This window comes from Nostoc sp. (genome assembly GCF_036917455.1).
GTDB lineage: Bacteria > Cyanobacteriota > Cyanobacteriia > Cyanobacteriales > Nostocaceae > Nostoc.
In genome coordinates this window covers 1-14554 of record NZ_JBALDK010000201.1, presented here as the reverse complement: position 1 = coordinate 14554, position 14554 = coordinate 1, and the positions used below count along the sequence as shown (strand labels likewise).

13 protein-coding genes are annotated in these 14554 nt (G+C 44.3%); 7 read left to right on the top strand and 6 right to left on the bottom strand.

What is annotated here, in order from left to right; all coding sequences use genetic code 11:
• Positions 1-18: 18 nt before the first annotated feature.
• On the bottom strand, positions 19-504 hold the full coding sequence (gene ispF / locus V7K42_RS21310; RefSeq protein WP_334919333.1) for a 2-C-methyl-D-erythritol 2,4-cyclodiphosphate synthase: 486 nt from the start codon (positions 502-504) through the stop codon (positions 19-21).
• 99 nt (positions 505-603) lie between these two features.
• Positions 604-1293 carry a tRNA (guanosine(37)-N1)-methyltransferase TrmD gene (gene trmD / locus V7K42_RS21305; protein ID WP_334919332.1) on the bottom strand — a complete coding sequence of 230 codons (690 nt, stop codon included), beginning with the start codon at positions 1291-1293 and terminating at the stop codon, positions 604-606.
• Positions 1294-1831: 538 nt separating this feature from the next.
• Between trmD and V7K42_RS21300 the strand changes: the two genes are divergently transcribed.
• Together V7K42_RS21300 and cphA are read left to right on the top strand one after the other, a co-directional pair.
• Complete coding sequence (locus V7K42_RS21300; protein WP_012412065.1) at positions 1832-2695, top strand: cyanophycinase; 864 nt, start codon at positions 1832-1834, stop codon at positions 2693-2695.
• Positions 2696-3113: 418 nt separating this feature from the next.
• A complete protein-coding gene (gene cphA, locus V7K42_RS21295) occupies positions 3114-5819 on the top strand; it encodes a cyanophycin synthetase (RefSeq protein ID WP_334919409.1) in 2706 nt (901 codons plus the stop codon).
• Between the two features lie 58 nt (positions 5820-5877).
• Here the strand turns inward: cphA and V7K42_RS21290 are convergent, their stop codons facing one another.
• Both V7K42_RS21290 and V7K42_RS21285 read right to left on the bottom strand, forming a co-directional pair.
• On the bottom strand, positions 5878-6051 hold the full coding sequence (locus V7K42_RS21290) for a Sec-independent protein translocase subunit TatA/TatB (protein WP_334919331.1): 174 nt from the start codon (positions 6049-6051) through the stop codon (positions 5878-5880).
• A 122-nt stretch (positions 6052-6173) separates the two neighbouring features.
• Complete coding sequence (locus V7K42_RS21285; RefSeq protein ID WP_334919330.1) at positions 6174-7595, bottom strand: serine/threonine protein kinase; 1422 nt, start codon at positions 7593-7595, stop codon at positions 6174-6176.
• A gap of 95 nt (positions 7596-7690) precedes the next feature.
• On the opposite strand from V7K42_RS21285, the gene cbiT reads away from it, so the two are divergent.
• Together cbiT and V7K42_RS21275 are read left to right on the top strand one after the other, a co-directional pair.
• Complete coding sequence (gene cbiT, locus V7K42_RS21280; RefSeq protein WP_334919329.1) at positions 7691-8293, top strand: precorrin-6Y C5,15-methyltransferase subunit CbiT; 603 nt, start codon at positions 7691-7693, stop codon at positions 8291-8293.
• A 145-nt stretch (positions 8294-8438) separates the two neighbouring features.
• On the top strand, positions 8439-9320 hold the full coding sequence (locus tag V7K42_RS21275; RefSeq protein ID WP_334919408.1) for a phosphatidate cytidylyltransferase: 882 nt from the start codon (positions 8439-8441) through the stop codon (positions 9318-9320).
• Positions 9321-9608: 288 nt separating this feature from the next.
• On the opposite strand, the gene V7K42_RS21270 is transcribed toward V7K42_RS21275, so the two are convergent.
• Positions 9609-10325: an LmeA family phospholipid-binding protein gene (locus V7K42_RS21270; RefSeq protein ID WP_334919328.1), complete on the bottom strand. Its 717-nt coding sequence runs from the start codon at positions 10323-10325 to the stop codon at positions 9609-9611.
• A 134-nt stretch (positions 10326-10459) separates the two neighbouring features.
• Between V7K42_RS21270 and V7K42_RS21265 the strand changes: the two genes are divergently transcribed.
• Together V7K42_RS21265 and V7K42_RS21260 are read left to right on the top strand one after the other, a co-directional pair.
• Positions 10460-11272: a pseudouridine synthase gene (locus tag V7K42_RS21265; protein ID WP_334919327.1), complete on the top strand. Its 813-nt coding sequence runs from the start codon at positions 10460-10462 to the stop codon at positions 11270-11272.
• Positions 11247-12059, top strand: a complete 813-nt coding sequence (locus tag V7K42_RS21260; protein ID WP_334919326.1) for a helix-turn-helix domain-containing protein — start codon at positions 11247-11249, stop codon at positions 12057-12059. Before V7K42_RS21265 ends, V7K42_RS21260 begins: the two co-directional genes overlap by 26 nt.
• Positions 12060-12263: 204 nt before the next feature.
• Here the strand turns inward: V7K42_RS21260 and malQ are convergent, their stop codons facing one another.
• A complete protein-coding gene (malQ, locus tag V7K42_RS21255; protein ID WP_334919325.1) occupies positions 12264-13772 on the bottom strand; it encodes a 4-alpha-glucanotransferase in 1509 nt (502 codons plus the stop codon).
• Positions 13773-13978: 206 nt separating this feature from the next.
• On the opposite strand from malQ, the gene V7K42_RS21250 reads away from it, so the two are divergent.
• Positions 13979-14410 carry an NUDIX hydrolase gene (locus V7K42_RS21250; protein WP_334919324.1) on the top strand — a complete coding sequence of 144 codons (432 nt, stop codon included), beginning with the start codon at positions 13979-13981 and terminating at the stop codon, positions 14408-14410.
• Positions 14411-14554: the final 144 nt, after the last annotated feature.

Below are 14554 nucleotides of genomic sequence, written 5' to 3'. Positions count from 1 at the left end.
CGGAGGCTAAAATAAAAGTCATTCGGAAGCAACTAGCAAGACAACAGCATAAGCACATATCCCTTCTTCGCGGCCAACGGGGCCTAATTTTTCGTTGGTGGTAGCTTTGATGCCAATTTGATTTGGTTGTAATTCTAAAATCGCCGCTAATTTGTCGCGCATCTTGTTAATATGCGGCTTTAATTTTGGACGTTCTGCTACTACCACCGAGTCAATATTTCCTATCTGCCAGCCTTGATCGCAAATTAGTTGATGTACTTGAGTTAATAGTACTAAACTATCTGCCCCCGCCCATTGGGGATCGCTAGGCGGAAAATAATGACCAATATCCCCCAAAGATAATGCCCCAAGCATGGCATCCATAATCGCGTGCGTTAGCACATCAGCGTCACTGTGTCCTAATAAACCCAGTTCATGAGGAATTTGAATTCCACCTAAAATCAAAGCGCGATCGCTCACCAGTTGGTGAATATCGTAGCCGTTACCAATACGAATTTTTGTCATTTGTCATTTGTCATTTGTCATTTGTCATTTGTCATTTGTCATTTGTCAGGAGTTATTCTCCTCTCCCTACCCCCTGCTCCCCTGCTCCCCCTGCCTCCCCTACTCCCCCTGCTCCCATTTCTCTAGCAGATCAGGGCGGCGATCGCGGGTTTTTTGAATTTGTTGCTCGTAACGCCACTTAGCGATCGCTGCATGATTGCCACTGAGCAAGACATCAGGCACTTTCAAACCACGAAAATTGGCAGGACGAGTATATTGGGGATAATCCAATAACCCTTCTTCAAAACTTTCTGCTGTCAGGGATGCGGTTTTGGCCACGGTTCCTGGTATTAGTCGCACTACACCATTAATCAAAGCCATTGCTGGAATTTCCCCGCCAGTCAGAATAAAATCGCCCAAAGACACTTCCCGAGTTACCAAATGCAGCACCCTCTCATCCACTCCTTCGTAATGCCCGCAAATAACTACTAACTGGTCATAATTTGTCACCAATTCTTTCAAAAGAGGTTGATTAATTGTTTCACCCTGTGGACTCATCAAAATTACTTCTCTTCGGGGAAGAGTTGGCAGCGACTCTACAGCCGTAAAAATCGGTTCTGGTTTCATTAGCATCCCCACACCGCCGCCGTAGGGTTCATCATCCACCTTGCGGTGCTTATCAGTGGTAAAGTCCCGTGGATTAACCAGATGCACTTCGGCAATCTGTTTAGCTAAGGCTTTACCCAGTAACCCAGAATTGAGAACAGAGTGAAAACAGTCAGGAAAAAGTGTAACTATATCAAAGCGCACAGTTATTCGTATTCGAGGACACTAATCTTAAATTTGGATGTCTAGCAAACACCGCCAAGCAAAGGTCGAGTCAAACTCCAGTTAAACTTTATCAATAGTATCTAAAACTACCAGGACTCTTGGATTTTAGATGGGATCAAAAGTTTTTCTAATTACTTAATTTATGTTTAAATGTTGTCACAAGTACATTTAAATTAATAATCAGATCGAGTTAACAACTTCCAGGATGCATCGAGCCAGCCTCAGAAAAAAGCGTAGTCTTGCCTGCTCGTCCCCAGCCTTAGAGGGGGAATCTAGCCCCCTAAAGACTATTTTGCCCTGCTGCAAGTGGACAGGTGAAAAACAAGGCCCTGGCTTTGAAGAATGGGAACAAAGACGTTTAGACTGAGGCAACGCGAGCGTTAAGCGAGAATTCGGAGAGTGGCTGCCCAGTTTCAAAACTTCCAAAAAGTGTCCTCTCGAAAGTTGCAAAGCGCAAAAATCATCAGGCAACTGATCCTTGTTAAATTCACCTGAAGTTGTTGACAGGAGAAACAAAATGCCGCAATTACAAGCTAAATCGCTAGAAATGAGGACACCCCAAGCAACTAAAACCGCCGTTCTGGTTATCGGAGGCGCAGAAGACAAAGTTCACGGGCGCGAAATCCTACGAACTTTTTTTGGACGTGCCGGTGCTAGTAAGGCTTATATTACAATTATTCCATCTGCCTCTCGCGAACCTGCCATTATCGGTGGTCGGTACATTCGCATTTTTGAAGAAATGGGTGCCCAAAAGGTAGAAATTCTAGACATCCGCGAACGCGAACAGTGTGAAGCCTCTCAAATCAAAGCATCCTTAGAAGCCTGTAGTGGAGTATTTTTGACAGGAGGAGATCAACTGCGTCTCTGTGGCGTATTGGCAGATACGCCAGCAATGGAAATTATTCGGCAGCGGGTGAGGGCAGGGCAACTGACGTTAGCAGGCACCAGTGCCGGAGCGGCAGTAATGGGGCATCACATGATTGCTGGCGGCGGGAGTGGAGAGTCGCCAAATCGTTCTTTAGTCGATATGGCAACGGGTTTGGGATTTATTCCTGAAGTAATCGTTGACCAACATTTTCACAACCGGAATCGGATGGGGCGGCTGATAAGTGCGATCGCAGCTCACCCCGATCGCTTAGGCATTGGCATTGACGAAGATACTTGTGCAGTGTTTGAACGGGATGGTTGGTTACAAGTTATGGGTAAAGGCAGTGTCACCATTGTCGACCCTACTGAAGCCACCCACACCAACGAACCTCATGTTGGTGCTAATGAACCATTAACCGTACATAATTTACGTCTCCATATCCTCAGCTACGGCGATCGCTTCCACCTGTACCAGCGCACTGTATTGCCTGCCGTACACCGGATATCCAGCTGACGGGATAGAGTATCTGAGGTTACACTGACGTTGACCACAAATTTTAGATTTTGGATTTTGCGAAAAGTTGTAAGGAGGGTTTCCCTCGGTAGCAAACTTTTCAAGACGGATTTTAGAAAAAGAAGAGCTTTTCGGCAGATGCTGCCAGAAAGTGGGCGAAACAAATCTAAAAACCTCTTGATGACTCGTTGACGCTAGGCGATCGTAAATCTAAAATTACCAGAGCTAAGTACCCTAATTGTCTCTTTTAATCCAAAATCATAAATCTAAAATCGGTTGACCGCACATTTATTTCTTGTTGTAGAAAAATGATGAGAATACTATGTAAAAAGAAAAAACTGTTCGTTGCAAACAGTTTAGCGGTCAATTTCAGTAAGAAACTAGAATTTTGGTTCCGAATCTCCATCTACCTATTCCCATGAGAATCCTCAAGATCCAGACCTTACGCGGCCCAAACTATTGGAGCATTCGACGCCACAAGCTGATCGTCATGCGCCTCGATTTAGAAACCCTTGCCGAGTCGCCCTCGAATGAAATCCCTGGCTTTTATGAAGGACTAGTTGAGGCGCTGCCGAGTCTGGAGGGTCATTATTGTTCGCCTGGCTGTCGTGGTGGTTTTTTGATGCGAGTCAAAGAAGGCACTATGATTGGCCATATCGTAGAACACGTAGCCCTAGAACTCCAGGAATTAGCTGGTATGCATGTTGGCTTTGGTCGCACCCGCGAAACTGCCACACCCGGAATTTATCAAGTAGTAATTGAGTACCAGAATGAGGAGGCGGGACGCTACGCTGGACGAGCCGCAGTCAGGCTATGCCAGAGTATCGTTGATCGAGGCCGTTATCCCAAGGCAGAACTAGAGCAAGATATCCAAGACCTGAAAGACTTCACCCGTGAAGCTTCTTTAGGCCCTTCTACTGAAGCGATCATCAAAGAAGCAGAAAAAAGAGGTATTCCCTGGATGCCCCTAGAAGCCCGCTTTTTGATTCAGCTAGGCTACGGCGTGAACCAGAAGCGGATGCAAGCCACAATGACTGACAATACCAGTATTTTGGGCGTAGAACTAGCTTGCGACAAAGAAGCCACTAAACGTATCCTCGCTGCGGCTGGTGCGCCAGTACCCAGAGGTACAGTAATCAACTTCTTAGACGATTTGGAACAAGCCATTGAATATGTTGGCGGCTATCCCATCGTTGTCAAGCCACTCGATGGCAATCATGGACGTGGGATCACCATTGACATCAGAACTTGGGAAGAAGCCGAAGCTGCCTACGAAGCTGCTAGACAGGTTTCCCGGTCAATTATCGTTGAAAGATATTACGTTGGGCGCGACCACAGGGTGCTGGTGGTAAATGGCAAAGTAGTCGCAGTAGCTGAACGTGTCCCGGCTCACGTCATTGGCAATGGCAGATCCACCATCTCCGAACTGATTGAGGAAACAAACCTCGATCCAAATCGCGGTGAAGGACATGATAATGTCCTGACCAAGATTGAATTAGACCGCACCAGCTATCAACTATTAGAAAGGCAAGGCTATACCCTAAATAGCGTTCCACCCAAGGGTACTATTTGTTATCTCAGGGCAACAGCCAACTTAAGTACAGGTGGTAGCGCCGTAGACCGTACCGATGAAATTCACCCAGAAAATCTGTGGTTGGCACAACGGGTAGTCAAGATTATCGGCTTAGATATCGCGGGACTCGATATCGTTACTACGGATATTGGCCGTCCTCTGCGGGAAGTGGATGGCGTAATTGTCGAAGTTAACGCCGCTCCTGGCTTTCGGATGCACGTTGCTCCAAGCGTGGGTATTCCCCGCAACGTCGCCGGCGCAGTGATGGATATGCTGTTTCCCAACGAGCAATCTAACCAAATTCCCATCCTCAGCATTACTGGTACTAATGGTAAAACCACTACTACCCGACTACTCGCACATATTTATAAACAGACGGGTAAAGTGGTTGGATATACCACTACTGACGGAACATATATCGGTGATTACTTAGTGGAAGCTGGCGACAATACAGGCCCTCAAAGTGCCCACGTCATCCTCCAAGATCCTACTGTGGAAGTAGCGGTACTGGAAACGGCGCGTGGTGGTATTCTCCGCTCTGGATTGGGCTTTGAAGCCGCAAATGTGGGAGTGGTCTTGAATGTAGCCGCCGACCACTTAGGGATAGGCGATATCGATACCATTGAGCAGTTAGCTAACCTCAAGAGTGTAGTAGCTGAAGCCGTATTCCCTGATGGTTACGCGGTACTGAACGCCGACGATCGCCGCGTCGCCGCTATGTCAGAAAAAACCAAGGCTAATATTGCTTACTTCACCATGAACCCCGACTCAGAATTGGTGCGAAAGCACATCCAAAAGGGTGGAGTCGCCGCAGTATATGAAAGTGGCTATTTGTCAATTGTTAAAGGTGATTGGACACACAGGATAGAAAGAGCAGAAAATATACCTTTAACAATGGGCGGACGTGCGCCGTTTATGATTGCCAATGCTTTAGCTGCAAGTTTGGCAGCATTCGTGCAAAACGTCACAATTGAGCAGATTCGTGCTGGTTTGAAGACCTTCCGAGCTTCAGTTAGTCAAACGCCGGGACGAATGAATTTATTTAATTTAGGCAACTACCACGCTTTAGTAGATTATGCCCACAACGCAGCCAGTTACGAAGCTGTAGGTTCCTTTGTACGGAACTGGACTACAGGACAACGGATTGGCGTAATTGGTGGCCCTGGCGATCGCCGCGATGAAGACTTTGTGACTTTGGGCAAGTTAGCAGCACAAATCTTTGATTACATCATCATCAAAGAAGATGATGACACACGGGGACGTTTACGGGGTTCAGCCGCCCAGTTAATTATTCAAGGCATCACCCAGGTGAAGCCTGATAGCCGCTATGAATCAATTTTGGATGAAACCCAAGCCATCAATAAAGGCTTAGATATGGCTCCTGATAAGAGCCTGGTGGTAATTTTACCAGAAAGCGTGACTAGGGCTATTAAGTTAATTAAGCTGCGTGGTTTAGCTAAGGAAGAGACACATCAACAAAATACTGGCACAACTGCTATCGATTCCCCAAATGGGATTGCACCTTCTTCTGTAGTCAATACACTATTGTAGTGAAAAGTCAAGAGTCTAAAATTCAGCATTTACAAAGTCTTTGACCCTTGACTCTTGACTATTGTTTTTCTTCTTCTGGATTGGTTTCATCACTGGGGGTTTTCATCTCCTCCTTAAAACCTTGTAGGGTTTTGCCTAGTGCAGTACCCAGTTCGGGAATTTTTTTCGGGCCAAAAATTAGAATAGCGACTATGGTAATTACAGCGATTTCTGGCCATCCTAGTCCAAACATAGACATTTCCTCTCAATAATTTTTAAGCGGTTTCTTTCTTGGATTCATCCCAAGATATAGTATCGTTAATTTTTGCGTTTGCTATTTCAGCACGAGCATTTCTAATATCTTCTTCATTTTATTTATTCTCGCTTAATTGGGATATCCAACCAATCACTTAATTCGTGAGCTAGCCACTCTAGTTCCGCTTCAGAGATGAAGCAATGGGTAACACCCTTAACACTAGTATGGTTAATACCACTAGTACTAATCTTATATTTTTGTACTCCTACCCAAATATCTAATCCCGCCGGCACTTGAATTCGTTTGCCCTCATCGTCTGTTGTATGGTGTGTTGGCACATAAACCAACTTGATGATATTTTCTCTAGGCAATTGACAGGGACGGTGAAATTTAAATCCCAATAATTCATGGGTTAAGGCAATTTTCTGCTGATTTATATGCAGTCGAAAACGTCCATAAAGATTAAACAAAACGGTATGAACCATTGACAAACCCACTCCCCAAAAGGGAAGTGAGAACAAAGCAAAGGGAATGTTTACAGGAAAAGGGGTTGAGAGAGCGCAAATTGTCCAAAAAAGGATAAATGAATTCCAAATGGTAGCAAACATACCTATAAAAAATAGCGATGAATGCAAACGAGGTGGAACAATAATTTCTAGAGCATCTTGATTTTTGCTCAGTTGAATTTTGCTACCAGATGGTTGGCTAACACTTAAAGTTCTAGTGCTTTCAATTTGCGGTTTATCCAAAGCTGTTAATGCAACATGGGCAGAACCCAAACGCCGTTCTAAACTGGGTTCAGTTATCGACTTCAACCAGCGAGTCAATCCAGGACTGACATTAGCCACTTGTTCAAACTGAATCCGAAAATCTTTTTGGGGTAAATCGGCTGGATGAGTACCCGTCACTAAATAAATTAAAGTTGCACCTAAGCTATAAAGATCGGAAGCGGGGACAGTGCGACCGCCAAATTGCTCCTGAGGCATATAGCCATAGCTTCCCACCAGAGTCCTAGTTCCACCTTCGGTAGCGAGGACAGTTTGCACCGAACCAAAATCTACCAGGTAAACTTGACCAACACTGTTACCTGAACGCTCTCCCAATAAAATATTGCTAGGCTTAAGATCGCGATGGATAACAGGCGGATATAACCCATGTAGGTAAATGAGAATTTCTAAAAGTGCTTTGGCTATCTGTTTGACTTCTGCTTCGGTAAAAGTCCGCCCAGATTGGAAGTATTGCTCTAAAGTTTTTGCTGGGATATAAGTTTGTACTAGGGCAAATCCTTTAATTGTCGCTGAATTTACCTCAAAATAGTCTAAATAGCGAGGTATTAAGGGATATGACAAAGATTTTAGAGTTTCAGCTTCTCGCTCAAACAGCTTGAGATCGTCCCATTCAAAGTCACCACCAAAAGAGAGTAACTTGATAACGACTAATTCCTGAGTATTCAAATCACGAGCTACAAGTGTTCGCCGCCCTGCTTTTTTACCTAATAGCTGCTGAACTTCATAGCGTTCGGCTAATATTTCGCCAATCATTATGGTTTCTTATAATGCTACGTTTGAAAAGTTTTTAGAGATTATGACTTTCCAATTTTGGCAAATCGATATTTTTAGTATAATTGCGTAATTCTATGCCTTCCCAACTTTGGCCTTATATTACCCCTGGTATTCCTGATGACTTATTCGAGCATTTGCCAGGAATTCCCCTGAGCCAGCGAGAAGTCCGACTACTGTTAATTGCCCAACTGCGGTTAACATCAGATTCTGTTTTGTGGGACATTGGCGCAGGTACAGGTACAATTCCCGTAGAGGTTGGGCTATTGTGTCCAAAAGGTCAGATTATCGCTATCGAAAGGGATGAAGAAGTAGCTAATCTGATCAAACGTAACTGCGATCGCTTTGAAGTGAAAAACGTCGAAGTCATTGAAGGTAGCGCCCCAAAGTGTTTACATAACCTTAAGGTTGCTCCTCACCGTATTTGTATCGAGGGAGGAAGACCTATTCAGGAAATTCTGCAAGCAGCATGGCATTATTTGCCACCATCGGGTCGGGTTGTAGCCACAGCTGCTAATCTAGAAAGTCTGTATGCTATTTCTCAAAGCTTTTCTCTGTTAAGGGCTAGGAATATTGAAGTAGTGCAGTCTGCGGTTAACCGCTTAGAGACGCGCGGCTTCTCTCAAACCTTTACCGCCGTTGATCCCATTTTTATCCTCAGTGGTGAGAAACTGGATTAGGAACTGGGGAGTAGGGACTGGGGACTGGGGACTGGGGACTAGGGACTAGGGACTAGGAGTTTTCCAAATACCCAATACTCAATACCCAGTACCCAATGCCCAGTACCCAATGCCCAGTACCCAATACCCAGTACCCAATACTTCTATGCCTTGGTCTCGGATTATTAGTGGAATTGTTGCGATCGCTCTTGCTCTTTCTGTTAGCCTTTTGGGCGGTTGGTATTTTACCATCATGTTTGCAGTTGTCATCTTTTTGGGTCAACAGGAATATTTTAATTTGGTGCGAGCCAGAGGTATCGCTCCAGCTGCCAAAACCACTATGGCTGTTAGCCTAGTTTTGCTAGTAATTTGTACCATTGATGGCAGTTTAGCTGACGCTGTGATGCCTTTAGCTGGTACATTCATTTGTTTTTACCTGTTATTTCAGCCCAAATTTGCCACGATCGCTGACGTTTCCGCTTCTATAATGGGGCTATTTTACGTAGGTTATTTGCCGAGTTACTGGGTGCGGTTACGAGCAATTGATAGTGCTATTTTTAGCAATCTCCCTTTCGGAGGTTACTGGCCCACAACCTGGGCAGATTTCTGGGAAAAGGCAAATTCTGCTTCCTTAGCACAAGGTTTTACAGCAACAATGCTGACTTTTTTGTGTATTTGGGCAGCCGATATTGGCGCTTACACCATTGGCAAATTCTTTGGGAAAACCCGTCTGTCTGATATTAGCCCGAAAAAAACTGTAGAAGGTGCTGTCTTTGGCATTACTTCGAGTGTTGCTGTAGCTATAGCAGGAGCCTATTATTTACACTTGCCCAGATCCCCGTTTACTGGTTTAGCATTGGGTTTACTAATTGGTATTGCTAGTCTTTTAGGGGATCTTACCGAGTCTATGCTGAAGCGCGATGCTGGAGTCAAAGATTCTGGACAATTAATTCCCGGTCATGGTGGTATTTTAGACCGTACTGATAGTTATATTTTCACAGCACCTTTGGTTTATTATTTTGTGACACTACTGTTGCCGCTACTATAGAAACGTGTAGCATCTTAACCACCTATCACAGTCAATTCATCGTGTCGAACGGGAGCAATGCGATTTTGTGAGCAGGGGGAGCAGGGGATGCTCTTGAGGCAGGGGAAGAGAAAGAAATAAGTGTATTTATAGCTATAAAGGTCGTAAAAAAGACTAAAGTTTTCTCTTCACTCCCCCTGCTCCCCCTGCTCCCCCTGCCTCCCCTGCTCTTTTCACGAGGATCTCACTTTTTCGCGTTGCTCCCCTGTCGAACTCACATTAGGATAGGATATTTTTAATTTTTCATCATCAAGGATTAACGTTAATCCGCCCCCGACACACTAGCTTACCTGGGATTAGCGTTAGTTCTTGGATATCGACATCTGAGCCAAGATCCAGATTGTACTGGCGATCGCCCTCTAATATATCTCCCTGGTTAGGCTTAATTTTTACTTGTGCCAGTTGCAACTCATGACCACTGAGTAACTGTAAGCCACCCAGAGAAATCTCTAGAGGCGTTGTTTCACTATTGGTGACTCTCAAACCTCGCAGTATAATTTGATTGTTATCAAGAATAATTTCTTGCCAATTAATTGGTTCTGACTTTGGGAAATGTGTTGGTAAAACCTTAACCAGAAAATCGCTCAAAGCAGTCGATAATAAATCAGATGAGAGAGAAGCATTCAGATCCTTCTCGTCTACGATCGAGTCGCCAACCACTGATACTGTTTCTAACAGTCGTAAGGGCTTTCCCCTGAGTACGGAGCCAATGTTTATCTGAATATTTTCTGCCGTTAATTCAATTTGTGTAATTAGGAGACCTTGATAAACTGCATGAGAAGCAAAAATAGATACCAAGGGGATGCGCCCAGAAAGAAGTTGGAGATCGCTTGCTTTAATCTCCACCTTTAATTCTGATATTTGACTCACTTGCGCTCTTAACCAGAGCTTTAGGGCTTTGGTGAGTACCTGAGTAATTATACGGATTTTATTTGCATCTCTTGTTGGGGAATTTTGCTCTGCCATCTAACCAATTTGTTTATGAGTATTTGCTCAATAACCGGACAGAATATTAAACAAGTCTTAAATGTAACATTTCTGCCTACTCGCTACAAAATGCAAATATCATTTAATTGTTAACAGTAAATAAGTAATTCCAGATGGAGGAAAGGGTACAAAAAATTATCGCTCAATGGGGCATCGCTTCACGTCGTGAAGCTGAAGAAATGATTAGGCACTCACGGGTGCGAATCAATGGAGTATTGGCGCATTTGGGTCAAAAAGTTGATCCCCAAAAAGATGCGATCGCAATTGATGGTAAAACTATATCCCAAAAGCAGCGTCCGGCTTTAATATATCTATTGCTGCATAAACCTGCGGGAGTAGTTTCTACTTGCTATGACCCTCACCGAAGAAAAACAGTCCTGGATCTACTACCGAAAGAATTACGGGAGGGTTCAGGTATTCACCCAGTTGGGCGTTTAGATGCAGACTCTACGGGAGCATTAATTCTCACAAATGACGGAAATCTGACATTTGGACTAACCCATCCCCGCCACAGTATTTCCAAGACATACCATGTTGTAGTCAAAGGACATCCCCCAGAAGCAGTATTGCAAATGTGGCGTGAGGGTATGGTGTTGGAGGGTAGAAAAACCAGGGCTGCTAAGGTACATCTAATAGAACGTCGTGCCGAGCAAAGCTTTTTAGAAATAGTCTTGCAGGAGGGAAGAAATCGCCAAATTCGCCGCATAGCCCAACAGTTAGGATACCCAGTAATCAAGCTGCATCGAACTGCTATCGGCCCCATTCAATTACAAACTCCAAAAGAACCCTTATTGTCAGAGGGTAAATATCGTTCCCTCAACGATTATGAGATTCACTTTTTGCAAGATCGGATAACGCAACCTACTAAAGATTCAGTGGAGTTAAGGAGTGTCAGCAGGCATGAAATGGCTAAGAAAGAAAAATAATCACCAGCCATCAATTTCGTTAGAGCAACAACGGTCCGAAAAGTTAGCAGAATTGGGCGCTCAACTTTGGGCGTTGCGTCAAGAACAAGGCTTATCTCTAGAGCAAGTGGTTATATTAACCAGAATTCCCCAGCGATTATTGCAGGCGATCGAAGAAGGTAATTTAAACGATCTGCCAGAACCAGTCTATATTCAGGGTTTTATCAGGCAATTTGCTGATGCACTGGGCTTGAATGGAGTAGAATTCTCTGGCACTTTTCCCATTAGTTCTGCACAAGTAAACCCTCAAGGAATGGGGAATACTTCACCCATTAATCAACTACGTCCGATTCATCTTTACTTTCTTTACATATTGCTAATTGTATGCTCTGTCAATGGCTTATCTCAGTTATTAAATGACGCAGTACTACAAGCAAGTAATAGCCAAAACCAACCATACCCAAAACAAAAGTCCATTGTTAAACCAGAGCCAACCCAACCAAAAGATTCACTAAGAGTTCAACCCGTCAGCGATCCCCTTAACGGTAGACAACAGGGACAGGTTGTACAAATTGGTGTGACTTTGAAAGCGTCATCTTGGATTCGCGTCATAGCTGATGGCAAAACCGAGTTTGAGGGTATTCTCCCAGAGGGAACTCACCGGACTTGGAAAGCTCAAGAGCAACTGACAGTAAAAACTGATAATGCTGGTGGTGTGTTAATGAGCGTCAATCAAGAGAAAGCCAAGGAAATGGGAGAGCCAGGAAAAGAGGAAGAAGTTAGGATTGCTGCCAAGCCTAAGTTTTGAGATGAGGGAGAAATAAATTCAAAATTCAAAATGACGATTGCGGACTCGCTAACAAAATTGAAAAAAAAGACTGGGGGAGATGACGAGGATGAGGGGGACAACGAGACAAGGAGGTAAAAGGAGGCATTTACTCCTCCCTCAACCTTGTCTGCCTTGTCTGCCTTGTCTTTTGCTACTACCCTTCTAGCCTCATTTCCCTACTCCTCAATTTTGTTGCGGGGCGCGTCCATTAAGTCTGGTCAGAACTTTTAAGCGATCGCCTAATTCCTCTCTCAAGGCTCCTGGTTGATAGCGCCACTCCCAGTTACCCTCAGCAACACTGGGAAAATTCATCCGCGCTTCATTTCCTAATCCCAAGATATCTTGCAAAGGAATAATCGCTTGATTAGCTATGGAACTCAAAGCTAGTCGAATCAAATCCCACTGGATACCTTCAGAACTGATACAACCTAAATAAAGCCATAAGTTATGTTTTTCATTGTCGTTAGCTGAGTTGAACCAGCCTACAGTCGTGTCATTATCGTGAGTGCCAGTATAAACTACAGCATTTCTTGGGTAGTTAAATGGTAAAAACGGATTTTCGGGATCAGAACCAAAAGCAAACTGCAAAATCTTCATCCCAGGAAATTCATACTTGTCTCGCAGTGCTTCTACCTCTGGTGTAATCACTCCTAAATCTTCTGCTAAGACGGGTAGCTTGCCCAACTTCTGCCTAATAACTTCAAAAAAAGCGTCTCCAGGTGCTTCCACCCATTTGCCATTCATAGCAGTTTCTTCGCCTTTGGGTACTGACCAATAAGCCTCGAAGCCCCGGAAGTGGTCAATACGAATTATATCTACATAGTCCAGCATTGCCTCAAAGCGTTGTATCCACCATTTAAAGTCTTGTTTTTGCAATTCTTCCCAGTTATAAACCGGGTTGCCCCACAATTGACCAGTGGCGCTAAAGTAATCTGGTGGGACTCCCGCCATTTGAGCAGCTTCTCCCGTTTGTTCGTCTAAGCAAAAGATGTCGGGATGCGCCCACACATCAGCACTATCATGAGCTACGTAGATGGGGATATCGCCAATAATATCAATGCCGCGCATATTGGCGTAGTTTTTCAGGTCTGACCACTGGCGGAAAAACTCAAATTGGATGAATTTATAATAAAAAATCTCTCCGTTAAGCCGCTCCTGTACTTGCTCCATTGCTTGTGGATCACGCTTGACAAGTTCTGGCTTCCATGCGTGCCAGTTTGCATTCTCGTTATCATCTTTTAGCGCCATAAATAAGGCGTAATTATCTAGCCAATAGGCTTTACTATCGCAAAAACCTTCAAACTCTTTCTGCTGGATAGGTGTAGCATTGGTTCTAAAATGTTCACAGGCTTTTTTCAGTAACCCAATCTTAATCGGCACAACCTGCTCGAAATCTACCTTATGTTCTGGAAATCCTGGTAAGTTAGCAAAGTCTTCTTCAGTTAGTAAACCCTCATCTCGCAGTTTTTCTGGGCTAATCAGCAGGGGATTTCCTGCCATAGCCGAGTAGCACATATACGGGGAATTACCGTATCCAGTGGGGCCCAGGGGTAAAACTTGCCAATATTGTTGATGGCTATCTTTGAGAAAATCAATAAAGCGATAGGCTTCTAAGCCTAAATCTCCAACGCCAAATCGACTAGGAAAGGATGTAGGATGCAGCAAAATACCACTGGATCTAGGAAAAGGCATAAATAACCTGAATTATGAGAGGGAGCAATTATCTGATGGACACGCTATGCGATTGCCCAAGGGGCAGTGGCAAAGCCAATCGCATCGAATTTATCACGGAACAGTATTTGCACGGTAAATCAAGTAAACTCATTTTGTTTGTCCTTAGTCATTTGTCCTTTGCTCTTGACTAATGACCAATGACCAATGACCAATGACTAATAAATATGACTTACCGAAATCCTGCACCGACAGTTGATATCATCATTGAACTAGTAGATCGACCTCATCGGCCAATAGTGTTAATTGAAAGACATAATCTTCCTTTAGGTTGGGCTATTCCTGGTGGGTTTATAGATTATGGGGAAGCTGTGGAAGTGGCGGCGCGAAGGGAAGCTGAGGAAGAAACGGGTTTGCAGGTGGAATTAGTCGAACAATTACTGGTGTATTCTGACCCCAATCGCGATCCGCGTCAGCATACCATTAGCATTGTGTTTTTGGCGACAGCTACGGGGGAACCTGTGGCTGGGGATGATGCTAAGGGTGTAGGCATTTTTGAGTATTGGCGTGTGCCTGGTAATTTATGTTTTGACCACGATCGCATTTTGCGCGATTATTGGCGGTATCGGCATTATGGGATACGTCCGAGGTTGGGGTAGGAGGAACGAACCACAGAGGCGCAGAGAACGCAGAGGGAAGAGGGGAGAGGAATAAGCTGCTACGCAGCTAAATTTAATAAACAGCATTACCTTTATTTTTAATCTTGCGCTCCCATTTAATAATAAGGCCTCCTTCATTTAACA